This window comes from Roseofilum halophilum BLCC-M91, assembly GCF_030068445.1.
GTDB lineage: Bacteria > Cyanobacteriota > Cyanobacteriia > Cyanobacteriales > Desertifilaceae > Roseofilum > Roseofilum halophilum.
The window spans coordinates 1-22,833 of record NZ_JAQPOK010000117.1 but is presented as its reverse complement, the minus strand read 5'-3'; the positions used below and the strand labels follow the sequence as shown (position 1 = coordinate 22,833).

Below are 22,833 nucleotides of genomic sequence, written 5' to 3'. Positions count from 1 at the left end.
TAGGGCATACGGGAACTTTTGGGATAGACCCAATAAACGCTTGGGGAGAGAATACCTCTACTTTTTCAGAAGTGATTTTGTCTAAGCAAGTAATCTCAATGAACCAAGAATCCCCGTCTCTTTAGAGCGGGGAGTGTCAATTCCTTTCTTCTTCATGCCCAACATGCCAGCAGCTAATAGACCTAAAGCAGCAGCAGCACTGGGTTCAGGAACTTCATTGGGGGGATTATATTCTTCTTCTTCGCCACTGTAAGCCCAGAAGCTACCATGAGATAAACCTTGAGCCTTACCTTTATTGGGGAGTGTCAATTCCTTTCTTCTTCATGCCCAACATGCCAGCAGCTAATAGACCTAAAGCAGCAGCAGCACTGGGTTCAGGAATTTCATTGGGGGGATTATATTCTTCTTCTTCGCCACTGTAAGCCCAGAAGCTACCATGAGATAAACCTTGAGCCTTACCTTTATTATTGACTGAAACACCATCAGTGGTAAATGTACCCTCAAGCTTGCCAGAGTCGAGTTGGGCTTGACTAATTTGGAAATCTTCAAAGAGGTAAGCACTGTAACCAGTAGAAGATTTGAAGCTAACCGCGAATGTTGCCGTCAAATCGTTGCCAAACAGTTGGTCTAGATTCTTCGTTAAAGACCATGTAGCATCAGTAGAACCGTTATCTGCGATAAATCCATAGGTTCCACCACCACCATCCGACTTACCATCGAGTGACCAGTCGCTGCTGAAGCCGTAGGAACCAAATACGGTTCCACTGTTGAGGTCACCCTCTAGAGTCCCTTTATTTCCAGTATCATTCCCTTCAAATTGACCTTCACAAGCGGTGTAGTTGATGCCCTCAAGGGTGATATTAGAGAGTCCGCAGTCGAGAGCCTGAGCATCAAGGGCAGAGAAGCCCACGAGACTGGTAGCTAGTAGTGTAGAACCGATTAGGGTAGAGATAGTAGATTTCATATATGCTCCTAGAACTTTAGAGTAAAAGTAGTGTTCAAAGGTTAAGTGTTGAGTAACTTCAACCTATGGTTCAATCATAGGGAATCCCATAAGGAAATGTCTACAGCAAAAACCACATTTTACCAACTCTTCATACTGGAGCGCTCTATTGTGGGTTTTTGATAAATCTTCTGGGGCTGCTGAAGGGGTTGAATCTTTGAACCTCTGAGTATATCAGCAGTTTGGGCAAATCTCTCTGTATTTTTATTGAGCAAAGAGCCGATATTTTCTGTTTCAGAAAGAAGGCAGGTTTCGACTCTCGGTAACTACTGACGGGTTTTCACTGAAAGCAGAAATCCGATATCGAGTGCGATCGCAGGTTAGGGGGGACTAAACTGACTTTTTCCTGGATTGGCGATCGCAACCCCAAGAACAGAAAAACCTGGGCAGTACAACTGACTCAGGTTTTTGTGTATGGAGTCTAAAAGAGGGTCGGTTATGGGAAAGAGGGTCGGTTATGGGGAATTGATTAGTCAATATATCCCATTAAATCGGGCCCATCTATTGCATTGTCAGCCACGGGGCGATTCCCCATCACGGTGATGCTTTGGCTGATTTTCAGATCGGTGGTAGATACGGGACGATTCCCAGAGGTGGCAAAGGTTTCCTTAATTTTAATGCCGCTAGAGGCGACTGGACGAGTGCCTGAAGAATATAGGGTACTGTTGACTTGCAGGTGGCTGGCTTCAATGGGACGATTCCCTGGAAGGGGCCCGGTTTTGAGGTTATGACTAATTTTGAGATCCGTTGTGCCTACCGGACGGTTACCCGGTAAAGGCGCAAAACGGGTGGGTTGCTCGCTAAGGGTAGCTGTTGATTCTGGCTTGGAGCCAAGTTTCAGGGGTTGAGTCATCGGAGTTGTTTCCTTATCTTGAGATGTCACAGGTTTGGGGGTTTCAGCGGCACTGGATGAAGCCGGATTGGGGGATTGGTCTGGGGTTGCACTGCTACTGGTAGTTGTACCGTTATTGGTTTTATCGCTCATAACCCATTGCCTTTTTACCGCTCACAGAGTTGGTCTATAGGATTTCTCGACTGGATGAGATGGATATTGATCCCCCTAAATCCCCCTTCTTTTTAAGGGTTGGGGGGATCGAGAAACTTTAAAAAAAGTTTAAACTACCTCTAGTTTACGAACAATCGTGCAAAAACACAAAAATCTGTAAATAAATGTAATTATAGATTTAAGCTGGTTGTTTGGGTTTATTATCGGTATGGTTGATGAACGGATTTGAGCTAGATGCGCCTTTTGAGCCAACGGGAGATCAGCCAGAGGCGATCGCCCAATTAACCCAAACCCTAAACGGCCGACATCGCTATCAAACCCTTTTGGGAGCTACGGGAACGGGAAAGACCTATACCATTGCCCAGGCGATCGCCAGAGTCGGCAAACCGACCTTGGTTTTGGCCCATAACAAAACTCTGGCGGCCCAACTTTGCCATGAATTGCGTCAGTTTTTCCCCCGTAATCCTGTAGAGTATTTTATCAGTTATTACGATTATTATCAACCGGAAGCCTATCTTCCCCTCAGCGATACCTACATTGAAAAAAGCGCCGCCATCAACGAAGAAATCGACATGCTCCGCCATTCGGCAACTCGGTCTTTATTCGAGCATCGATATGTAATTGTTGTCGCTTCTATTAGCTGTATTTATGGTTTGGGAATACCCGCCGAATATCTGAATGCAGCGATTCCCCTAGAAATCGGTCAAGAAACGGATCAACGGCAACTCCTGCGAGAACTGGCAACCATTCAATATACCCGCAATGATACCCAACTGAGTCGAGGAAATTTTCGGGTGAAAGGGGATATTCTGGAAATTGCCCCAGCCTATGAAGACCGCATTATTCGAGTTGAGTTTTTTGGGGATGAAATCGATCGCATCTATTATATCGATCCAACGACTGGAAATGCGTTGGAATCTTGCAATAATCTGAGTATTTATCCCGCTCGCCACTTTGTCACGCCCAAGGAGCAAGTTGAGATTGCTTGCGAACAAATTAGGCTAGAGTTAAAAGAGCGGGTTGAAGCATTAGAAAAAGCTGGAAAATTAGTAGAAGCGCAACGCTTAGATCAGCGCACCCGCTACGATATGGAGTTATTACAGGAAGTGGGCTATTGTAATGGGGTGGAAAATTATTCCCGCTATTTAGCCAATCGTCAACCGGGAGAACCCCCGGAATGTTTGGTGGATTATTTCCCGGAAGATTGGCTTTTAGTGATTGATGAATCCCATGTTACTGTGCCCCAATTAAGAGCCATGTATAATGGCGATCGCGCTCGCAAAACGGTGTTAATCGATCATGGATTTCGCCTCCCCAGCGCTGCCGATAATCGCCCCCTGAAAGCGGAAGAGTTTTGGCAAAAGGTGAATCAATGTGTATTTGTTTCCGCGACTCCGGGAGATTGGGAGTTAGAAATATCAGAAGACCGAATTATTGAACAAATTATTAGACCCACGGGAGTGGTTGACCCAGAAATTTTAGTCCGTCCTAGTGAGGGACAAGTTGACGATTTACTCGGCGAAATTAAAGCACGGGTGAAGCGCCAAGAACGGGTATTAGTGACTACGTTAACCAAACGGATGGCGGAGGATTTAACCACCTATTTAGACGAGCGAGATATTCGCGTGCGCTATCTGCATTCCGAGATTCAATCGATTGAACGGATTGAGATTTTACAGGATTTGCGCGAGGGGAAATTTGATGTTTTGATTGGGGTGAATTTGTTGCGGGAAGGGTTGGATTTGCCGGAAGTGTCCCTGGTGGCGATTTTAGATGCGGATAAGGAGGGCTTTTTACGGGCCTATCGTTCTCTGATTCAAACCATCGGTCGGGCGGCGCGTCACGTAAACGGACAAGCGATTTTATACGCCGATCGCCTCACAGATAGCATGGAGAAGGCGATCGCCGAAACCGAGCGTCGTCGCGGCATTCAAATCGCCTACAATCGACTCCATGGCATTACCCCCAAACCCATCAAAAAATCTGCCGACAACAGCATCCTGGCGTTTCTAGATATCTCTCGTCGCCTGAATGCCCAGGGGGTAGACCCCAGCCCAGAAGTCGTCCCCTTAGAAGAGCTTCCGGAGTTAATTGGGCAACTCGAAACCGAGATGAAACGCGCTGCTCAGAATTTAGAGTTTGAAAAAGCGGCTCAATTGCGCGATCGCATAAAATCCTTAAAAGGGCAGGAGAATTAACCCATTTATCATGAATATTCGAGTGGCGAATGAATCGGATTTACCCGAACTAGCAGAGCTTTACCATCAAACCGTTCAGACTCATGGACTCAGGTACTATACGGTAGAGCAAACACAAATCTGGGCTTCTTTTGCCTTGAATAAGCGCTTGTTCCGTAAGTTTATCCTCGATGTCACCACATTTTTAGCGGTGAATGAAACGGGAATTTTAGGCTTTGCGGGTATCGGAACAGATGGACATATCGCCTCACTCTATGTGCGCCATGATTGTCTGCATCAAGGCATTGGCACTGCTTTGATGAACGCTATGTTAGAGTATGGGAAAAATGAGGAAATAAAACGATTTTATGCTGAAGCAAGTCGCTTTAGTCTGGGTCTGTTTAAGAAGTTTGGCTTTCAGGTCTATGATACGGAAGTGGTGGAGCGCAAAGGGGTAGAGTTTCAGCGCGATTTGGTCGATTTGAGTATTAATTAGAAAAAAATATAGCGCTTCGCGCGGTAATGGGTAATAGGTAATAGGTCATGGGTAATATCAAGTCCGGTTATTCATGTCCGCGAAGCGGAAACACCCTAATTAAAAGTCTAGGGAGCGAGACGCTCCCACTCCAGTAAGATCAAGGAATTCCAGGAGTGCGGGCATCTTGCCCGCTTGTCTTTTCCCATTCACCGGACTTGATATATAGCTAGTCTCAATGAGTTGTGCAACTGGAAATGCCCTCTCCCTATATCCCTCTCCCACTCCGAGAGGGACTTCTGCTCCCCTTCTCCCTTCGACTTCGCTCCCTTCGGCTACGCTCAGGGCAAGCAGGGCAGCGCCTGCGGGAGAAGGGGCTGGGGGATGAGGGGCAGCCATTACATAACTCATTTAGGTTTGCTATATAGCGTTTCTCTCTTCTATGAAGTACAGTTTGAAGCCTTAGACCCTAAGCACTACAAGCTATTGCCTATTGCCTATTGCCTAGCTGTAATTAATGATGATGGTGATGATGGCCATGATCGTGATCGTGATGATGATGATGGTGGTGATGATGTTCAACATCTAGTTGAGTATTCACCGCTAAGGCTTCCTCTGAGAGGAGATCTTCAATGTGGGAATCTGCCCAATGGGCCGCCATGTGCAGGAATTCTGGATGATCGTTGGCGCACTCCATTTGAATATAGTTGATGTCAGAATATTGGCGCTTCAAAGTTTCGATAATATGCTCGACATCGAGGAGGGTTTCGTGGTTTTCGGTGACGAAACCAATGGGCATAAAGATCACTGCCTTTGCACCCAGTTGAATCAGGTTTTCTGCTGCTAGTTGGGCATTGGGCTGAGTCCATTCAATCAGAGGGGTATCGTGGTTGAGCCAACCCACGGAAATTAGGGGATATTTGTAAATCAGTTTTTCCCGCACTAATTCATAGAGGGTTTGGCTTTCGGTAATGCCAGAGGTGAAGCCTTTGGCTTTGTGGGGACAACCATGATTCATTAAAACGATGCCAATTTGGGAGGGTAAAATGCGATCGCGCAATTTCTGGGCGATTTTTTCCTCAACCAATTGAGCCATCAGGTTGATATAGTCGGGTTCATTGTAAAAGGAGGGAATATAGCGCTCTCCTGTCACCCAATGTTGGCTCCCCTCTTCTTTGGCTAGAGCTTGATTGACTTGCTCGACGGCAATACCACTGGTGAAAATGGAATCCACAACCAACAGGGGATAAATGAGCAGTTTATCAAACCCTTCTGCTTTAATTTGCTCTAGGACTTGAGCGGGAAGAAAGGGAGCGCAAAAGTTAAAGGCTTTAAAGACTTTAATGCGATCGCCCCATCTTTGCTGTAACTGTTCCTCAATTCCGGCTCGCTGACGCTCGAAAATGGCATTGTGGGGCGAAATGAAGTTGCCATGCTGATGACTCCATTCATGGAGATCGAACATGGCTAAGAGTTTGGCTAAGGGGGGATAGATCCAAGTGGGAACCGGCGCAAACTTCGCGGTGAGAAGATTTAGGGCTTGTTCGTTATAGTTAGCAAAGTCGTCATAACTTTCCACTTCACCATAGCCCATCAACAGAACCGCAACGCGAGGGGCTTGGCGATCGCCAACGGAGTTTTGTTCTGAGTATTTTTCTGGAGTTGCAACCACGGTAGTTTCCTCAGTGGGTTTCAGATCGGATTCTTCTAGGGTAACATCCCCCTAGGGGGGATTGAAGCATAAACAGTTGAGCGTAAACCGTAGACGGTTCTAGTGCCAAGTGCAACGGTCAGCTTTTGGCTCAAAGCTAAATCTTTTATAAAGATGAGGAGCAGATCGGAGAATTACGGACAACATCGATTCCCACGAATAAATCTTGAACATAAAATAATGATAAAAATATGGTAATTTCCGGGAGGGATTGGGGGAAGATATGGGATATTCTAGTCATAGGAGTTACACATACAGCTACAGAAGGGTGATCTATGCTGATGTAATTTTACAAGGAGTGAGGTGGAAGCCATGCAATCGAAGAAACTCTCAATGGTGATTGAAGCACTGATCGTGACGCTGGCGATCGCCATCTGTCAAAGCTCCTTGTCTGAAGTTAACACCACTAAATTATCACTTCATCAAGATCCCCTAGTTGTCACTCAGCTTTTCTAACCCTTGACAGCTATGCTAGTTTTTGGGGAAACGCCCTCAGCGACATGCAACAAGTTTGGCATTAGCAGGTTATATTCAAGAAGCTTGAGATTCGGGCTGATAAGCAAACACTGGAACGGAAATAGATTTAATCGGTTTAGCTTCCCCCTGGAGCATCACTCTAATTCTCTCCGTTGTTTCTCGATTAAAACTTTCTTCACCACACCGAGAACAAACGTTTACTGGAATCTGTTCTACTAGATAAAATTTACCGTCAATCTGAAAAATTTCACTAATTAGCTCAGAGTGATATTCTTCTGAACCGCAAACATGGCATTTAAACATCATAATTGCCTCTCCCGCGAACGGTTGGGGGGCAGGTTTACCGAAGTTATGGGTGGGAATTGGGGGATATGGTGAACCTGCCCCTACAAGATTGATCCGAATTGATTATTGTAAGATAACCCATTACCCATTTCTGAAATGATAAAATTAATCGGTATCTAAACATAGTGCGTGTATGTCAGCCGAAATAATTTGTGTGGGCACAGAGCTACTGCTTGGTGATATTCTCAATGGTAATGCCCAGTTTTTGGCCCAAGAGTTGGCCCAGTTGGGCATTCCCCATTATTATCAAACGGTGGTAGGGGATAATGTGGAGCGTTTGAAAAATGCGATCGCCATAGCCCTCGATCGAAAGACAGAAATTATACTCTTCACCGGAGGACTCGGCCCCACTCCCGACGACCTCACCTGCGAAACCATCGCCTCCTTCTTCCAAACCCCCCTAGTCGAGCGCCCCGAAGTCCTAGCGGATATCGAAGCCAAATATGCCCAACGGGGACGCACCATGAACCCCAGCAACCGCAAACAAGCTCTAAGTCCAGAAGGAGCCATGATTTTACCCAACCCCACAGGAACCGCTCCCGGCATTATCTGGCATCCACGCCCCAATTTAACCCTAATGACCTTTCCTGGAGTTCCCAGCGAAATGCATCGCATGTGGAAAGAAACAGCCATTCCCTATCTCAAACAGCAGGGATGGGGACAAAACAGAATTTATAGCCGCACCCTCAAGTTTTGGGGAATTGGGGAATCGGCCCTAGTAGAAAAACTTCCCGAAGTCTTTGACTATACCAATCCCACCGTAGCCCCCTATGCGGGCAAAGGATTAGTGAAGTTGCGAATTTCCACTCGTGTGCAATCCGAAACCGAGGCCCAAGCCCTGATTAATCCCGTAGAGCAGCAGATTCGCAACCGTGTCGGCCAATATTGCTTCGGGGTTGACGATCAGACTTTAGCCGATGTGGTGGGTAAATTATTGTTAGATTCAGGACAAACCTTAGCCGTAGCCGAATCTTGCACCGGGGGCGGCTTAGGGGCAGCCATTACCGCCGTGCCGGGCAGTTCCGCCTATTTTAGGGGGGGAGTCATCGCCTATGAGAATCAGGTCAAGGTGAGCCTATTAGGGGTGAATCCGGACGATTTAGAAGCCTATGGTGCGGTGAGCGATCGCATCGCCGAACAAATGGCCAAGGGCATTCAACAGCAATTAAACACCGATTGGGCCCTCAGTATCACCGGCATTGCCGGGCCCGGTGGCGGCACAGAAGAAAAACCCGTCGGCCTAGTTTACATCGGATTAGCCTCACCCAACGGGGAAGTCAAAAGTTATCGCCAACAGTTAGCCAGTATCTTAGATCGCTCGATCCTACGGGATTTCAGTCAATCCTGGGCTTTAGATCGCCTGCGGCAACACTTGCTGAAATCTTAAACTTTTGAAAACTCACAGCTACAAAGGTTGCTCATCTGCGATCATTCGTTATGATCGAAGAAAGGATTAAGCCTTTGATTGACTAACCCAGTTTCAATGCACTGGGCTAAAGTTCAGCGAAAGGAGCTTCATACTGAATGGACTATATCGACGAAATCTGGGAAAAGATCAAAGAATTGGCTCGTAAAGTCATCGAAGCCCTCTTAGGGCCAGATGTCCAGCCTGAACCTGAGCCGATTCCCATTCCCGTCAATGACCGCGAAAAAAGACGCTAAAGTGTTCTATCAACTGAGGATCTTGCAAACTTGTTGAACGTTTTGGTATTGCACGGCCCTAATCTTAATCTGTTGGGGCTGCGAGAGCCAGGAATCTATGGTTCGACCACTCTAGACCAAATTAACCAACAATTGAAAGAGGATGGCAAAACCCTTCAAGCGGAGGTAACCCCCTTTCAATCCAATCATGAAGGAGAATTGGTCGATGCCATACACCAGGCGGTCGATCGCTATCAAGGCATTGTCATTAATGCCGGAGCCTACACCCATACCAGTGTAGCCCTCAGAGATGCGATCGCCGCCGTTTCCATTCCTACCGTCGAGGTTCACCTCAGCAACATTTATCATCGTGAACCCTTCCGCCACCACTCCTATTTAGCACCCGTGGTTGTCGGGCAAATTAGCGGTTTCGGTCCAGAAAGCTACCGTCTAGGGTTACAAGCCCTAGTCTCTCATCTTCAGCTAAAAGCCACTAACCCATAGCTTTTATAGTGGATTTGATATTGTAGGGGCGGGTTTGAAACCCGCCCCTACGGGTTTGAAACCCGCCCCTACGGGTTTGAAACCCGCCCCTACTCTTTCTTCGGCTTTGGCTTCTTCTTCGCTAAGGGCAAAAATCGGTCTAGAGCAGCCTTGAGATGCTCCAACTCTTCCTCAATATTGCCCTCACGAGCCGCTCGACCAATACATTCGGTTAAATGTTCATCTAAAATAATTCGCGAAACCCGATCGATCGCCCCCCGAACTGCTGCCAATTGGATCAGCACATCAGGACAGGGGGTACTTTGTTGTACCATACCCTTAATCCCCCTCACATGGCCCTCAATCCGCGAGAGCTGATTGACAATTTGCCGTAGGGACTCTTCACTATGAACGTGGGGGTGTAAGGTATGGGGTTCATGGGGATGGTGATGATGGGGCAAAGATTGAGGGTCATTCGGGGATGGGGAGTGGGTCATTGGATAAAGGTTAATCTTGTCAGCCGGGATAATTTTGAGCATCATGTTAATTGTAGAACAAATTTAGCTTTATGACTCCTGAAGACATTAATGAAGTGTTAGATGAATTATTTGCAGACCAGATCTCTGAAGTCAGTGCCGGTTCTTGGAAAATCGATCGGGAGAATTTACGATTATTGGTACTGCTCTCTGACGATGAATCTTGGGTCATGGCGTTAGCACCAATGGCTCCAGTTGAAGAGGCAAAACCCTTTTTTGAAGACCTATTAAAGGCTAATTTTGAGTTTACCCAAGAAACTCGCTATTCGATCAGTGAAGGAGTTATCTGGGTAACTTATCGCCACCAGCTAGAGAGCTTAACTCAAGAGTCCTTTGCAGAAATGATTGGTCGCTTAAACCGCTTACAAGAAGAAGGATTAACCCCTTATTTCCAAGCCAAACTAGATCGACAGTTGCAGATGATTGTAGAAGTCTCAAAAGCACAGGGACAAACCCTAGAAGGGACGATGCAAACCCTGCATCGATTTTATGAAGAAGGGATGATGGGAGAGCTATCGCAAAATGCCCAAGAACGGGAGCAAGTTTTAGCCGCTTGGAAACGGCAGTTAGAGCGACTCTGGCCAGAGGTATAACACATGAAGGTCATGAATGAAACGCGCTGGAGGATCTTAACGCCCTATTTGTTTTTGCTACCTGCCCTATTCATTTTAAGCTTAACTGTATTTTGGCCCGCTTTGCAAGCCATTTACTTAAGTTTATTTAACTATGATTTAATCAGCCAGCAAACCCAATGGATGGGGTTGAAAAATTTTCAGCGATTAGGGAGCGATCGCCTATTTTGGCAAACCCTCAGTAATACCTTGCTTTATCTGCTCTGCGTTGTGCCTTTACTGGTGATTCTTCCCCTAGGATTAGCGATTTTAGTCAATCGAAAAATTAAAGGTATCAGTGGCTTCAGAGCTGCCTTCTATACCCCCGTGATTATTTCTATGGTGGTAGCGGGAATTGCCTGGCGATGGCTCTATGCTGAAAATGGCTTATTCAACCAAGCCTTAAGTTCTGTTAATCTCCCCACCATTCCCTGGTTAACGAGTCCCCAATGGGCTATTTATAGCGTCATGGTGGTTACTCTCTGGAAAGGACTGGGCTATTATATGGTTATCTATTTAGCGGGTTTGCAGAGTATTCCCCAGGAACTCTATGAAGCGGCTGCTATTGATGGTTCCGATGGCATCATGAAGCATTGGGATGTTACTCTACCATTGATGAAACCCTATTTATTTTTGGTGGCGGTCATTTCAGCAATTTCCGCCACTAAGGTCTTTGAAGAGGTGTATATCATGACTCAGGGAGGGCCGAGAAATAGTTCTAAGACTTTGGTTTATTATGTCTATGAACAGGCATTTCAGAAGTTGGAAATGAGTTATGCATGTACGATTGGTTTGGTGCTGTTTTTGGCGATAATGGGCTTGTCGATTGTTAATTTGAAGTTGGGAGGAATTAGAAGATAAAGATTAGTTTCACGAACCAATTGGGGGGAGAAGTTTCAAAGGAGCGGATAATTTGAATTTTCTGGATGAATTCGCGCAAGTAAAAGCGCCGTTCTGATTCGGAAAGATCGAGCCAAAATTGGGGAATGGATACAGCTTGGGCGACTGAGGTTAAATTAACGGGTGGAAGCTCGGCTAAATTGGCTTGCAGTTGGGAGAGTTCGGTGCGAATTTTATAGGTGCGAAGATCGGCAGTTTGGGGATCGAGAATTCCGGTTTGGGTGAGTTCGGGAAGTTGGTTTAAGATTTGTTGATTTTGGTTTATTTTTTGCTGAAGTTGTGATTTTACTAGGTCGAGATCGGGGAGGGTGAGTTGAGAGACGGCTTGCTGTAAATCTTGACAAATTCTGTTAATGGTTGCGTCTAAAACTTGTTCGTAGCGTAAGCTTTTACATTGGGGTTGGCGAGGACAGTCAATGGGACACAGATAGAGGTATTCGCCGGGTTGACGATGACGGGTGACGCGGGTGATTTTCATTCTGGATTGGCAGTTTTGACAGGAAACTAAGCCAGAAAGCGATCGCGGAGCGCTGGCAGAACGGGGGGGAAGGCGACGATTTCGACGCAGGAGGCGATCGATTTGGGCGGCTTCTTCTCGTGAGAGAATGGGGGGATGGGTATTGGAGAGAGTTTCGCCGTTTTTAAAGGCGGTGTCTCCGCGATAAACGGGATTGGTTAACCATCGTTTGCCGGTGGAGACGGAGATTTTTTTGCGATATTTTTGATTGAGATAACGAACGGCAGCGCGGATCGATCCATAGAGTAGAAAATGGTCAAAGAAGTCTTTTACGACGGGGGCATAACTGCGGTCTAGAATATAGCTATTTTTGCTGCGTTTATAGCCATAGGGTGCTTTTCCGGGTGGGGGTTTGGCTTGGAGGCGATTTTGAGCATGGCCTTGGCGAATGCGGAGGCTGCGATAATAGGTTTGAAGACGATCGCACAGTTGCAGAATTTGGGTGCGATCGCCTATATTTGGCTCTTCACCCTGAAGCACCATCACTTTTATATTCTGGGACTCTAAACGCAGGAGTGCATGGGACATGGTTTCTAGGGTATCACCGAGTTCTTCGAGTCGCCGAATCAGAAGATAAATTTCCTCCCTTTCCTGCTCTTGTTCGAGGTCTTGAAAGAGGGTGTTCAGTTGCTCTCTATCCCCTAAATCTTGGTAGATGCGATCGACTTCCCATCCCCAAATACTGCGATCCGGGGGATATTCGAGGATGGGGTCACACCAAACATAGGCGAAGATTTTCATAGGGGAATTTTAACGCAGATGTTGCCCAGTGCCCCCATCGGCCGGATCGAGAAATGGTCTAAGATCGATGCCGTTAGATAGGGTGCGCGGTTGGGGAGTTGGGGGTTGAGGTGCGGGAATGCGGTTCAGTCCCGATAGATCGCGGTTGGTGACTTGGCCGAGCAGATCTAACCAGTTGCGGGTGCTGGGTCTTTCGGTCAAGGTGGTGACGGGGAGGGTGCTTTGACCGCTATCGGCGATCGCCAAATTCTGAAACACGCGATCGCGGATTAACCCTGGATCTCTTCCTGGAGGAACCGTCAGCACAATGCGACAGCGATTATCTGAGCGGGTGGTTACACAAACCGTATCATAGCCATTCTCAAAACCCGTTTGCAACTCTAGCAATCCATCCGCCCGATAAAATTCCAGTCGTCTACTAATTTCTGCACAGCGACGCTCCGGTGTCCATCCTCCCCCCAACTGAATGGGAGTGGCCCAAGCATAGGCCTGACTGGGTTGACTGCTAGGATGATACATGACCGTCGGCAGTCCCTGCTGGGTTTCGCAGGTAAACCGGGGTTTAGTTTCCACGGGAATGCCTTCAGCAGGAGCCGGTGACGAGGGTTCCGAAGGTACAGGTTGAGTGTCAACAGGAAAGTCACGAGGCCAAGTCGTTTGCGCCAGACTCGGAGAAGTCAAGGCGACTACTGTAAAACTTAGAAGTAAGCTCAGATAAGGTTTCATGATTTGAAGCGTATTTGAATAACAACTTAACTCAGTAATGACGAGAGGCGATCGGCCTTAAGTTCCTGGTCATTTTTTCGGCTGTCGCCGACATGAAAATTTTTAATTGATAGAAGGAGTTCACTGGTGCTTACTGCAACTGAAGTAATAACAGAAAAAAAAGTTTGGACAGATGAGGAATTCATGGCACTGCCCAAGGACGGACACCGCTATGAAATTGTGAATGGAGAATTGATCGACATGGGAAATTCAGGCGCATTACATGGCAATATTGCTATTATTCTAAGCTCTGCTCTTTTTGCAGTAGTCAATGCCCAAAAGCTGGGGATTGTTTTCGATTCCAGCACTGCCTTCAAAATGAAAAATGGGAATAGACGCTCTCCGGATATTTCCTTCTTTGCTAAAGAGCGTTTGCAAGGGATGACTGAACTTCCCTCTGGATTTTTGGAGGGTGCGCCCGATCTGGTTGTTGAAGTCCTATCTCCTGGGAATACCGTTGAAGAAATGCATGACAAACTGGTGGACTATTTTGATAATGGTACTCGCCTAGCCTGGATGATTCATCCGAGCGAACACTATGTCTTAGTTTATCGCTCTGCCCAAGAACCCGATCGCCTGCTCAAATCTGTTGACGCTTTAGAGGGTGAAGAAGTAATTCCTGGATTTAGCTTACCTGTGGCTCACCTATTCCAAAAACTTTCCTTCTAATGAGAAAATGATTTATACAGAAAGCCGAATCGTAAACTCCGTACCTTTGCCCAACTCAGAAGTACAAGTAATCGTCCCCCCATGTTTTTCGACAATAATTTGATAGGCGATCGCCATTCCTAACCCCGTACCTTTACCCACTGCCTTGGTGGTAAATCCTTGCTCAAAGAGGCGCTCTTGCACCTCTAGAGGCATCCCAATCCCATTATCAGCAATCTGGATCGTCACTTCCTGCGCTGTCGCTGAGGTTTTAATCCTAATCAGATTAGGATTCTCAGTAATCTCATCAAAACTGCGTCCCTGATTTGTCTCATCTAAAGCATCGATCGCATTAGCAATCAGGTTCATAAACACTTGGTTGATCTGTCCAGGAAAAGACTCCACCTCCGGCAGTTCTCCATAGTCTTTGACAATTTCAATCCCTGGACGCTGTTCGTTGGCTTTCAGACGATGTTTGAGAATCAGCAATGTACTATCAATCCCGTGATGTAAATTAAACGGCACTTTATAATCTTTGTCCACACGGGAAAAGGTGCGTAAAGAATCACTAATATGGCCGATGCGATTGGTTCCTTCCCGCATGGAAGAAATCAGGTTCGGTAAGTCTTCCCTCAGAAACTCCAGATCGATCGCTTCAATTTCTTCTGCTATGGCTTCGGTTGGCTCTGGATATTCTTCCTGATACAGGTCAATCAATCCGAACAAATCTTCTAAATACTCTCGTGCTGGGTTGATATTACCCGCAATAAATGCCACGGGATTATTAATTTCGTGGGCAACTCCCGCCACCAAGTTTCCCAAAGCGGACATTTTCTCACTTTGCACCAGTTGCAGTTGCGCTTGCTTTAGCTCTTTGAGAGATGCTTCCAGTTTCTGGGCATAGTCTTGGGACTGCTCATAGAGACGGGCATTTTCGAGGGAAATCGCGGCTTGGGAACAGAGCAGATTTAAAAGTTCGATGCGATCTGTGGTAAACGCTCCCACCGCCACATGATTTTCCAGATAGAGAATGCCGATCGGGTTGCCTTGATTCAGGATCGGGTAGCACAGGAGACTTTTCGGTGGCTCTTGCAACAAATAGGAGTCGCCTGCCAACTGAGGTTCGCGAGAAACATCGTTAACGATCGTCGGTTGTTGGCTGCGTTTGACCTTATTCATCACGCTTGTTGGTAGGGCGATATCGTCTTCTGTGGGCATTGAATGCAATTGCCCCATCTGGAGGGCATATCGGGCGACGACTTGCCAAGTGTCTTGTTGGCTTAAAAGCAAAATAGCGCGATCGGCTCCCGCATTTTCCATGGCTGCTTTCATTAAGCTCGAAATCAGTTTATCCAGATGGATTTCGCTCGATAAAGATTGAGCCGCTTTCATGGCTGTTGCCCAGTCCAGCATCAAGCCAGTGCTGCTGCTACTCGAACTCACCGTTCGCGTCAATTTAGAAGCAACGGTTTGACCGCTTATCAGTTGTAAGCGGTCAAACGGTTGCACAATGGCAGAGAGCAGTTGGGGATATTGCCGTTCGAGTTGGTCGGTTTTGGCTTTCGCACCCCAGCGAGCATAAGCATAGTAGGCATCCGTCATGTAACTGCTGGCGACTGTTTTTTTACCCCAATCGAGGTAAAATTTAGCCGCCAGTTCGTTGGCGAGAGCCTCTTCTTGTAAAAATTCGTTTTCTTTAGCTCCGGCTATGGCGCGATCGTACAGTGCGATCGCCTCAGCCTTGTTGCCTAACACTCGCGCTTTTTCGGCTGCGATCAAATCCACCTTATGTTGGTGATTCATGGGGGCATGACGGGCCCATTGCTCTTGCAATTGGGTTTGGTTTTGTTCTACCCGCTCTAATGCCTCCGGTTCCCCTGTCGAGTCTGCCAGAACACTCAAAGCATCATAAAAATAAAATGCCGGTTCGCTGACCATCCCCACGCCAGCGATTAAATATTGGCGGGTAGTAACTGCCTGTTCTTGAGCCAATTCTATTTCGCCAAAGAAATAGGCAAGCATCAGCTTATATAAGTGAAATAAATACAGCCCAAACCAGTCATGGGCAGCAGTCAATACCGGCAGAAATTCCGCTTCAACCAGCGCTTTCCCAGACAAAATGCTGGGGCACTCTCCTAGGCCCTGCAAATTTAAGATGGATTGCCAATAAATTCGACAGTAATTGGCGGTTGTCACTTGATTTAATTGCATCAAACCCTGGCAATACACACGAGTCTGCTGTTCTAAAGCGGCCAGGGACTGGCTGCACCAAAAGGAATTGAGACACACATTTTGGGCACAATATCCGGCTAACTCCTGATTACCCACTTCGAGGGCACTTCTATAGCTCTCTTGTAGGAGCGCCAGCACATTTTTAATATGAGATTGACGGTGTAAGATGAACAAACCCGCCGCGTTGGTTACCTCTGGCTTAATCGCTTTGGCATCGAGTTTAGACACCACATCTAGGGCTAAATGACCAAACTTGACCCCAGCGCTCACATCTTTCAAGAGGTTACCAGCAATGGTTCCATAGCAAACATAACCAAAACCTGACGCTAATGTATTGCCGTATTGGATCGAGAGTTTAACCGACAAGCAAATCAGGATCGGAAAGAGGGGAGGCACAGCGATATACGCAACGGGTATGATACTGTTGGCAATTTGTACGATCGCCATTTTTTCCCGATCCTTCATCTCTGGTAGGTTAATTAAGTCTTCAATTTCCCGGTCTCCTAGCAGTTGTCCGATCTCGGCAATGGCTTGTTGAATATCCTCCTCTGTGGGTTGTGTCGGCAGGGGAGTTCCTAACTGTTGCAGCAGTTGTAGGGCGATCGCAATGGCTTCGGTCAGTTGATTCTGGGAAATATTGGCTTGAATTCTAGTGCGGTAAACATTGACCTTTTCCAGTAGCGATCGCCCCTGAGCGATCGCCGTCTCCACAAACTGTTCCATTTCCTCAAAATCACCGCACAGGGAGGCCAGTTCGGCGGCGATTTCGTGAAACTCTAGACTGATTGGATAGTGCCGTTGCCAGGGGTGTTCTCCCAGCAACGATAATCCCGTCTGAGCATAATCACGACCCGCTTGATAGGCAGTGGCAGCTCTGGCTTTACGACAGGCAACCAGATTGAGTTGGGCGAGTTCATTACGTTCTTGCTGCTTAGTAATCAAAGCCGTCCCATAGTTTAATTGACCGACTAACTCAAAAATGCGCTCTTCCCTGAGTTCTGGGGGAGTTTGTTCTAGCAGCAATTGTCCGATGTGGTAATGGGTAATTTGCCTTTGATCTTCTGGGATCAGAGAATAAGCCGCTTGTTGGACGCGATCGTGTACAAACTTATATCCTACCGAGATTTCCTCTGTTCGTACATTTTCCTCGTCCTTAGTCCCCCTTGACAAGGGAGATTTAGGGGGATCTTGGAAAAACTTATAGGTCTGGCCTAGGGGCAACACTAAGCCTTCTTGCAGGGCCTTCCACAACGCCGCGGCCACTTCCGTCTGAGACTGTTGACTGACAATAGCCAAGGTCTGCAAGTCAAACTGATTCCCAATACAGGCAGCTAACTTCAAACTCTCCTGGGTGTTTTCCGGTAGCTTGTGCAGCCGAGTGGCCATAAACTCCACCACATCATCCGTCAGGGACAACTGCCGCACTTGGGTTAGGTCGCAATGCCAATAGCCTAAATCGCGATCGAAAGTAATCCAACCCTCTTTATGCAATCCCTTCAAAAATTGGGTCGTAAAAAATGGATTTCCCTTGGTTTTTTGATTAATTAATTCACTTAAAGACCAGGCCAGTTCTTGGGTGCAACTCAGGGTATCTGCCACCCATAAATTCAGATCGGTTTCACTTAAGGGCGCGAGAGTTATGGTATTTATCTTCGCTCCCAATTTGCCCATTTCCTCTAGAGTGAGCATTAACGGGTGGGCTGGAGAAACTTCATTATCTCGATAGGCTCCTAGCAAGAGCAGATAACCCGTCTTGTTCTCGCTCATTAGCAGTTGCATCAACTTCAGAGAGGCTGAATCTGCCCATTGAAGGTCGTCAACAAAAATGACCAAGGGATTCTCTTGGGTCGTAAAAACTTGAATGAATTTCTGAAACAATAGGTTGAAGCGATTTTGGGCCCCATTGCCAGAGAGTTCCGGAACTGGGGGCTGTGTGCCAATGATTGACTCTAACTCTTGAATAACATCAATAATGACTTGCCCATTTTCGCCCAAGGCCGCGAGAATCTTCTCTTTCCACTGTGCCAACTGAGCGTCTGATTCTCCTAATAATTGCTGCATCAAATCCCGAAAGGCACTCACGAAAGCGCTAAAGGGAATGTTGCGGTTGAACTGGTCAAATTTTCCTTTGATAAAATAGCCCCTTTGCCGCACAATGGGCTTGTGAACTTCATTAATAACGGCGGTTTTGCCAATTCCGGAAAATCCCGCCACGAGCATCATTTCGGTGTTGCCTTCTGCCACCCGCTCGAAGGCGGTTAGTAAGGTTTGGATTTCTGTTTCTCTGCCGTAGAGTTTTTCGGGAATCAGAAAGCGCCCGGCAATGTCCCGTGTGGCTAACTCAAAGGGTTCTATTTTTTTGGTTTCTTGCCATTGCTGCCAACAGGTTTCTAGATCGAATTTTAATCCCAAGGCACTCTGATAGCGGTCTTCGGCATTTTTGGCCATCAGTTTCATGACAATATCGGAAACCATTGGCGGGATTGTAGAGTTTCTGGCTGAGGGCGGTACAGGCTGTTGGGAAATGTGACAATGTACCAATTCCATGGGGTCAGTGCTGCTGAAGGGTAAAGCTCCGGTTAGCAATTGGTATAAGGTCACGCCCAAGGAATAGAAGTCGCTGCGGTAGTCGATGCCTCGATTCATGCGCCCGGTTTGTTCGGGAGAAATATAGGCGAGAGTGCCTTCTAAGACGTTGAAATTTTTAATTTCTTGGGCTTCCCTGGGCAGTAGGGTGGCAATGCTAAAATCAATGAGTTTAATTTCCTGGGTGTCTGGCTGAATGAGGATGTTGGCGGGTTTAATATCTTTGTGAATGACTCGGTTGCGGTCTAATTCTTGTAAGATGTCAGCCAGTTGAATGGCAATCTGCAAACAGTTGCCTAAATCTAGTGCGTCATGGTTGTGTATTATTTTGTCGAGAGAAATAGCGCCCAAGTTTTCCATCACTAAGGCATAGCCATTGCCATAGCGCTCTAGGCTTAAGGGGACGACGATGCTATTTGAGTTCAGATTTTTGGCAATGGTGTACTGATTGTAAAATTGTAGTAATTCGCTAAAGCTGGGGTATTCATTACGGAGGATTTTAATCACTACGTTCAGGGAGTCAGCATCCCGAAGTCCGCAATAGACTAAGGTTCGCTCTCCTTGGTAGATTTTTTCCTTGATTTGATAACCGGGTAGCTTTAGTGGCATTAGTGTCTATAAGTTTTTGGGTAAATTGGGATTTTAGCTATTATATTAACCTAAAGTACAAATCCCATGGGGCAAACTCTGTTTAGCGTATCAAGGTCTTCAAGTCTGAGACGGGTTGGGTTGGCGGCGATCGCCTTTTTCCTGTTTAGCCTCACCCTGACGTTACACCGCCATTACACTTTTTATTCCACCAGCGATCGGGGATTATTCAATCAGATATTCTGGAACAGTCTCCAGGGTCGGTTTTTTCATACTTCTCTGGCTTCCGTACTCTCACCAGACGCGATCTATGGGGGCGAAATTTCCACGATAACCTACAACTATCTAGGGCAGCACTTTACACCGGCAACGCTCCTCTGGTTGCCCCTTTATGCTCTCTTTCCCCATGGTGTGACCTTGATCGTTCTTCAAGTAACTTTAGTGACGGCGGCGGGGTTAGTCTTGTATGCCTTAGCGAGAGAATACCTGAATCCTCCAGTCTCTGGGATGATTGCCTGTAGCTTTTATAGCGCTACGGCTGTATTGGGGCCAACCCTATCCAATTTTCATGCGATCGCTCAACTTCCCCTCTTAGTTTTTAGCGCCTTACTTGCCTTAGAAAAGCGGTGGTGGTGGCTATTTTTTCCTTTAATTGTATGTATTTTAGGGGTGCATGAACAGGCAGGTTTAATTGTGTTTGGCATGGGCATTTATTTGATTCTGAGTCAACGCTATACCCGCTTAGGTATGGGATTATGTACGTTAAGTATTGTTTATGTTTTAACGGTCACGAATCTCATTATGCCCCAAATTGCTGATGATATCCATCAGCAATTTCCGATCGAGCAATTGGGGCCATATTTCAAGACCGATGAAACTTCGGTCTTCCAAATAATTGGGAGGATAATTTACCAGCCGTGGTTATTGATTTTGGAAGTCATTAGTTCTCCGGGAAAACCCCTCAGATATTTACTAAATCAGGGATTACCCTTAGCCTTCATTCCGGCTGTTGCTCCCGCAGCTTGGTGTATTTCGGGTTTTTTCTTGTTGTTTTTACTTCTTGGTCAAGGATTATCAGTATTAGCCATTACGATGGACTCTGCTATGGCGGTGGTTCCGGGTTTATTTTATGGGGCAATTCTTTGGTGGTCTGGACACCGCAATTCCCACAGGCTTTATCCTCAGCCGTTAACTCCTCGATTTCAGAAGATTTGGTCAGCTTGCATGATGGTGTCCATTCTGCTGACAATTACGACTAATCCGAGTCAAACGTTTTATTTTCTCATTCCCGATTCGGTTAATCCATTGGTATTTGTTTCTTTGCCGCAACAATGGGAACATGCGGCGAAGATTCGCTCGATGATTGATAAAATTCCACCGGAGGCGAGTGTGTCAGTAACTCAGGAAATGATTCCCCATCTTTCTGAAAGACGGGAGATTATTCAGTTGCCAGCAGTTGAGTTCAGCGATGCTCAGCACGATCGCCAACAAGTGGAGTATGTAGTGGCGGATCTTTGGGGGTTGCAACGCTATCAAGCCGCTTTTCCCCAAAAACGACACTTGTTTTACTATAATGTAGTCCTGATTGATACGCTCGTGCAACAGCGCAGTTATGGGATTCTCCGATTTGAAAATGGAGTCGCCCTGCTGCGCCAAAATGCTGCCAATGATGCTCAAGCGATCGCCGCTTGGTTAGGCTATCGACAAACCCTGAATCCTCTAATCGAAAATATCCACCAAGAACTCAATCCCACCTCCCCAGTTTCTTAACCCTGTTGGGGGCAGGTTTACAGAAGTTATGGGTGAGGATTAAGAAATATGGGTTAACCTGCCCCTACTTAATCCAATTACCCATTACCAATCACCCATTACCAATCACCCATTACCAATGAATCAAAAAATTGCCCTCATTGCCCACGATAGTAAGAAAGACGATATCGTTGACTTTGCCCAAAAACACGCTAAATTACTCTCTTGCTATCCCCTGATTGCCACGGGAACCACCGGAGAGCGGATCAACTCTGGCACCGGATTAACCGTAGAACGGCTGTTATCGGGCCCCTTGGGGGGGGATGCCCAAATTGCCTCCCAAGTGGCCACAGGCGAAGTGAGAGCGGTCATTTTCCTCATTGACCCCCTCTATGCCCAACCCCACGAACCGGATATTAATGCCCTTCTGCGGATTTGTGAAGTGCATAATGTGGCTCTTGCCACCAATTTATCCACCGCAGAAGCCGTCATTACCAGTCTGCGACGCACCCGCACAGCTCACTTAATCTTTAATCCGGTTTCCGGTCAAGGGAACTCTCGACAAGACCTATTATTGATTCGGCAGTTATTGGAACCCTATTTCCAGCTTACGGTATCCATGACTACCCGCAATGATGCCCCAGAAGATTTAGCGAAAGCGGCGATCGCCAAAGAAGTCGATCTGATCATTGCCTCTGGAGGGGATGGAACCGTATCTGCTGTCGCTGGAGCCTTAATGGGCACAGAGATTCCCCTAGGCGTAATTCCCAGAGGAACCGCCAACGCCTTTGCCAACGCCCTCGGTATCATTTCCAGCTTAACCCCCATTCGCACCGCCTGCGATGTGATTGTGACCGGGATGACTCGCGTCATCGATGTGGGGTTGTGCAATGGTCAACCCATGATCCTCTTAGCCGGTGTCGGTTATGAAGCCGGAGCTATTGAAAAAGCAGACCGGGAAGCCAAAAATCGTTGGGGCCCCCTCGCCTATATCATGGCAGGATGGAAGCAAGTGCGAGAGCATGAACTCTTTGAGGTAGAAATGGAAATCGATGGGGTACTGAAAACCTTCCAAGCGGGAGCCATTACCATTGCCAATACTGCGCCACCTACTTCGGTGATGGCCCAAGGGATGGGTGAAGTGATTCCCGATGATGGCTTATTGGAAGTGGTGATTATTACGGCTGAGACCAAATTAGCTACGGTGAATGCCATGATTGATTTATTTGGTTCCGGACTCACCAAAACCCCCATTCAACGGGAAGACACCCTGGGAGTCCGCACGCGCAAGGTCAAAGTCGCCACCCATCCGGAGCAAAAAGTGGTCTTAGATGGAGAAATTATTGGTACAACCCCCATTGAAGTCGAATGTGTTCCCAAGAGCTTAACTGTACTTGCTCCCCCACCCAATCAAAGAATTAATGAGTGAACTACCCACACTGACTAGGGCGGTACAGTGTGGGCTTCCAACTTCACAGAAGATTGCCTCATCTTGGATTTACGTCCACGAATGGGTCTTACATCCTCTCCATTGGCGTTTGCCTCCCCCGTCCCAGAGGAGGACACTATTCTGATACCTTCTGCTCTAATACAGCGCTTCGCGCGGTAATGGGTAATGGGTAATGGGTAATGGGAAAACCAT

General features: G+C 47.0%; 21 protein-coding genes and 1 pseudogene. 11 read left to right on the top strand and 11 right to left on the bottom strand.

What is annotated here, in order from left to right; genetic code table 11:
* Positions 1-81 precede the first annotated feature (81 nt).
* From PJF56_RS15705 to PJF56_RS15695, 3 genes are all read right to left on the bottom strand, one after another.
* Positions 82-309: a PEP-CTERM sorting domain-containing protein gene (locus PJF56_RS15705; RefSeq protein WP_283763636.1), complete on the bottom strand. Its 228-nt coding sequence runs from the start codon at positions 307-309 to the stop codon at positions 82-84.
* Entirely contained in the window at positions 293-964 is a 672-nt protein-coding gene (locus tag PJF56_RS15700; RefSeq protein ID WP_283763635.1) for a PEP-CTERM sorting domain-containing protein, read from the bottom strand. The genes PJF56_RS15705 and PJF56_RS15700 overlap by 17 nt, the downstream gene beginning before the upstream one ends.
* A gap of 508 nt (positions 965-1,472) precedes the next feature.
* A complete protein-coding gene (locus tag PJF56_RS15695; protein WP_283763634.1) occupies positions 1,473-1,988 on the bottom strand; it encodes a hypothetical protein in 516 nt (171 codons plus the stop codon).
* Between the two features lie 236 nt (positions 1,989-2,224).
* Between PJF56_RS15695 and uvrB the strand changes: the two genes are divergently transcribed.
* Together uvrB and PJF56_RS15685 are read left to right on the top strand one after the other, a co-directional pair.
* On the top strand, positions 2,225-4,207 hold the full coding sequence (gene uvrB, locus PJF56_RS15690; RefSeq protein ID WP_283763633.1) for an excinuclease ABC subunit UvrB: 1,983 nt from the start codon (positions 2,225-2,227) through the stop codon (positions 4,205-4,207).
* A gap of 10 nt (positions 4,208-4,217) precedes the next feature.
* Positions 4,218-4,682, top strand: a complete 465-nt coding sequence (locus PJF56_RS15685; protein ID WP_283763632.1) for a GNAT family N-acetyltransferase — start codon at positions 4,218-4,220, stop codon at positions 4,680-4,682.
* A 99-nt stretch (positions 4,683-4,781) separates the two neighbouring features.
* On the opposite strand, the gene PJF56_RS15680 is transcribed toward PJF56_RS15685, so the two are convergent.
* Complete coding sequence (locus PJF56_RS15680) at positions 4,782-5,060, bottom strand: hypothetical protein (RefSeq protein ID WP_283763631.1); 279 nt, start codon at positions 5,058-5,060, stop codon at positions 4,782-4,784.
* A 115-nt stretch (positions 5,061-5,175) separates the two neighbouring features.
* Positions 5,176-6,333, bottom strand: a complete 1,158-nt coding sequence (locus PJF56_RS15675; protein ID WP_283763630.1) for a ferrochelatase — start codon at positions 6,331-6,333, stop codon at positions 5,176-5,178.
* A gap of 351 nt (positions 6,334-6,684) precedes the next feature.
* Between PJF56_RS15675 and PJF56_RS15670 the strand changes: the two genes are divergently transcribed.
* A complete protein-coding gene (locus PJF56_RS15670) occupies positions 6,685-6,828 on the top strand; it encodes a hypothetical protein (RefSeq protein ID WP_283763629.1) in 144 nt (47 codons plus the stop codon).
* Positions 6,829-6,903: 75 nt separating this feature from the next.
* Here the strand turns inward: PJF56_RS15670 and PJF56_RS15665 are convergent, their stop codons facing one another.
* Positions 6,904-7,155 (bottom strand): YgiT-type zinc finger protein, encoded by a 252-nt coding sequence (locus PJF56_RS15665; RefSeq protein ID WP_283763628.1) that lies wholly within the window; start codon positions 7,153-7,155, stop codon positions 6,904-6,906.
* Positions 7,156-7,327: 172 nt separating this feature from the next.
* Between PJF56_RS15665 and PJF56_RS15660 the strand changes: the two genes are divergently transcribed.
* From PJF56_RS15660 to aroQ, 3 genes are all read left to right on the top strand, one after another.
* Positions 7,328-8,581 (top strand): competence/damage-inducible protein A, encoded by a 1,254-nt coding sequence (locus PJF56_RS15660; protein ID WP_283763627.1) that lies wholly within the window; start codon positions 7,328-7,330, stop codon positions 8,579-8,581.
* A 137-nt stretch (positions 8,582-8,718) separates the two neighbouring features.
* Complete coding sequence (locus tag PJF56_RS15655; protein ID WP_283763626.1) at positions 8,719-8,856, top strand: hypothetical protein; 138 nt, start codon at positions 8,719-8,721, stop codon at positions 8,854-8,856.
* A gap of 30 nt (positions 8,857-8,886) precedes the next feature.
* Complete coding sequence (gene aroQ, locus PJF56_RS15650; protein ID WP_283763625.1) at positions 8,887-9,339, top strand: type II 3-dehydroquinate dehydratase; 453 nt, start codon at positions 8,887-8,889, stop codon at positions 9,337-9,339.
* An 89-nt stretch (positions 9,340-9,428) separates the two neighbouring features.
* Here aroQ and PJF56_RS15645 read toward each other — a convergent pair whose 3' ends face one another.
* Positions 9,429-9,815 (bottom strand): metal-sensing transcriptional repressor, encoded by a 387-nt coding sequence (locus tag PJF56_RS15645; RefSeq protein WP_347179558.1) that lies wholly within the window; start codon positions 9,813-9,815, stop codon positions 9,429-9,431.
* A gap of 71 nt (positions 9,816-9,886) precedes the next feature.
* Between PJF56_RS15645 and PJF56_RS15640 the strand changes: the two genes are divergently transcribed.
* The gene (locus PJF56_RS15640) at positions 9,887-10,447 is read left to right on the top strand and encodes a type III secretion system chaperone family protein (RefSeq protein ID WP_283763623.1); all 561 of its coding nucleotides are present in this window, start codon (positions 9,887-9,889) and stop codon (positions 10,445-10,447) included.
* A gap of 12 nt (positions 10,448-10,459) precedes the next feature.
* Entirely contained in the window at positions 10,460-11,326 is an 867-nt protein-coding gene (locus tag PJF56_RS15635; protein ID WP_283763622.1) for a carbohydrate ABC transporter permease, read from the top strand.
* Here the strand turns inward: PJF56_RS15635 and PJF56_RS15630 are convergent.
* Together PJF56_RS15630 and PJF56_RS15625 are read right to left on the bottom strand one after the other, a co-directional pair.
* Positions 11,316-12,623: a recombinase family protein gene (locus tag PJF56_RS15630; RefSeq protein ID WP_283763621.1), complete on the bottom strand. Its 1,308-nt coding sequence runs from the start codon at positions 12,621-12,623 to the stop codon at positions 11,316-11,318. The two genes, PJF56_RS15635 and PJF56_RS15630, sit on opposite strands and share 11 nt — an antisense overlap.
* A 9-nt stretch (positions 12,624-12,632) precedes the next feature.
* Positions 12,633-13,349: a COP23 domain-containing protein gene (locus PJF56_RS15625; protein WP_283763620.1), complete on the bottom strand. Its 717-nt coding sequence runs from the start codon at positions 13,347-13,349 to the stop codon at positions 12,633-12,635.
* A 183-nt stretch (positions 13,350-13,532) separates the two neighbouring features.
* Here PJF56_RS15625 and PJF56_RS15620 point away from each other — a divergent pair, with 183 nt between their 5' ends.
* Positions 13,533-14,057: a Uma2 family endonuclease gene (locus tag PJF56_RS15620; RefSeq protein ID WP_347179557.1), complete on the top strand. Its 525-nt coding sequence runs from the start codon at positions 13,533-13,535 to the stop codon at positions 14,055-14,057.
* A 12-nt stretch (positions 14,058-14,069) separates the two neighbouring features.
* Here the strand turns inward: PJF56_RS15620 and PJF56_RS15615 are convergent, their stop codons facing one another.
* On the bottom strand, positions 14,070-19,463 hold the full coding sequence (locus PJF56_RS15615) for a trifunctional serine/threonine-protein kinase/ATP-binding protein/sensor histidine kinase (protein WP_283763618.1): 5,394 nt from the start codon (positions 19,461-19,463) through the stop codon (positions 14,070-14,072).
* 66 nt (positions 19,464-19,529) lie between these two features.
* On the opposite strand from PJF56_RS15615, the gene PJF56_RS15610 reads away from it, so the two are divergent.
* The gene (locus tag PJF56_RS15610) at positions 19,530-21,212 is read left to right on the top strand and encodes a DUF2079 domain-containing protein (RefSeq protein ID WP_283763617.1); all 1,683 of its coding nucleotides are present in this window, start codon (positions 19,530-19,532) and stop codon (positions 21,210-21,212) included.
* 118 nt (positions 21,213-21,330) lie between these two features.
* The gene (gene mgsA / locus PJF56_RS15605) at positions 21,331-22,620 is read left to right on the top strand and encodes a methylglyoxal synthase (RefSeq protein WP_283763616.1); all 1,290 of its coding nucleotides are present in this window, start codon (positions 21,331-21,333) and stop codon (positions 22,618-22,620) included.
* 14 nt (positions 22,621-22,634) lie between these two features.
* On the opposite strand, the pseudogene PJF56_RS15600 reads toward mgsA, so the two are convergent.
* A pseudogene (locus tag PJF56_RS15600) lies at positions 22,635-22,833 on the bottom strand (hypothetical protein); the annotation flags it as partial.

What these genes read in the sequence shown, in the direction of transcription:
- PJF56_RS15680 (WP_283763631.1), bottom strand. Translation starts at nt 5,060, where the DNA reads ATGGCTGCCCCTCATCCCCCAGCCCCTTCTCCCGCAGGCGCTGCCCTG.
- PJF56_RS15620 (WP_347179557.1), top strand. Translation starts at nt 13,533, where the DNA reads ATGGCACTGCCCAAGGACGGACACCGCTATGAAATTGTGAATGGAGAA.
- PJF56_RS15670 (WP_283763629.1), top strand. Translation starts at nt 6,685, where the DNA reads ATGCAATCGAAGAAACTCTCAATGGTGATTGAAGCACTGATCGTGACG.
- PJF56_RS15615 (WP_283763618.1), bottom strand. Translation starts at nt 19,463, where the DNA reads ATGCCACTAAAGCTACCCGGTTATCAAATCAAGGAAAAAATCTACCAA.
- PJF56_RS15625 (WP_283763620.1), bottom strand. Translation starts at nt 13,349, where the DNA reads ATGAAACCTTATCTGAGCTTACTTCTAAGTTTTACAGTAGTCGCCTTG.
- PJF56_RS15640 (WP_283763623.1), top strand. Translation starts at nt 9,887, where the DNA reads ATGACTCCTGAAGACATTAATGAAGTGTTAGATGAATTATTTGCAGAC.
- PJF56_RS15610 (WP_283763617.1), top strand. Translation starts at nt 19,530, where the DNA reads ATGGGGCAAACTCTGTTTAGCGTATCAAGGTCTTCAAGTCTGAGACGG.
- PJF56_RS15660 (WP_283763627.1), top strand. Translation starts at nt 7,328, where the DNA reads ATGTCAGCCGAAATAATTTGTGTGGGCACAGAGCTACTGCTTGGTGAT.
- mgsA (WP_283763616.1), top strand. Translation starts at nt 21,331, where the DNA reads ATGAATCAAAAAATTGCCCTCATTGCCCACGATAGTAAGAAAGACGAT.
- uvrB (WP_283763633.1), top strand. Translation starts at nt 2,225, where the DNA reads ATGAACGGATTTGAGCTAGATGCGCCTTTTGAGCCAACGGGAGATCAG.
- PJF56_RS15645 (WP_347179558.1), bottom strand. Translation starts at nt 9,815, where the DNA reads ATGACCCACTCCCCATCCCCGAATGACCCTCAATCTTTGCCCCATCAT.
- PJF56_RS15655 (WP_283763626.1), top strand. Translation starts at nt 8,719, where the DNA reads ATGGACTATATCGACGAAATCTGGGAAAAGATCAAAGAATTGGCTCGT.
- PJF56_RS15695 (WP_283763634.1), bottom strand. Translation starts at nt 1,988, where the DNA reads ATGAGCGATAAAACCAATAACGGTACAACTACCAGTAGCAGTGCAACC.
- PJF56_RS15630 (WP_283763621.1), bottom strand. Translation starts at nt 12,623, where the DNA reads ATGAAAATCTTCGCCTATGTTTGGTGTGACCCCATCCTCGAATATCCC.
- PJF56_RS15700 (WP_283763635.1), bottom strand. Translation starts at nt 964, where the DNA reads ATGAAATCTACTATCTCTACCCTAATCGGTTCTACACTACTAGCTACC.
- PJF56_RS15685 (WP_283763632.1), top strand. Translation starts at nt 4,218, where the DNA reads ATGAATATTCGAGTGGCGAATGAATCGGATTTACCCGAACTAGCAGAG.
- PJF56_RS15635 (WP_283763622.1), top strand. Translation starts at nt 10,460, where the DNA reads ATGAATGAAACGCGCTGGAGGATCTTAACGCCCTATTTGTTTTTGCTA.
- PJF56_RS15665 (WP_283763628.1), bottom strand. Translation starts at nt 7,155, where the DNA reads ATGATGTTTAAATGCCATGTTTGCGGTTCAGAAGAATATCACTCTGAG.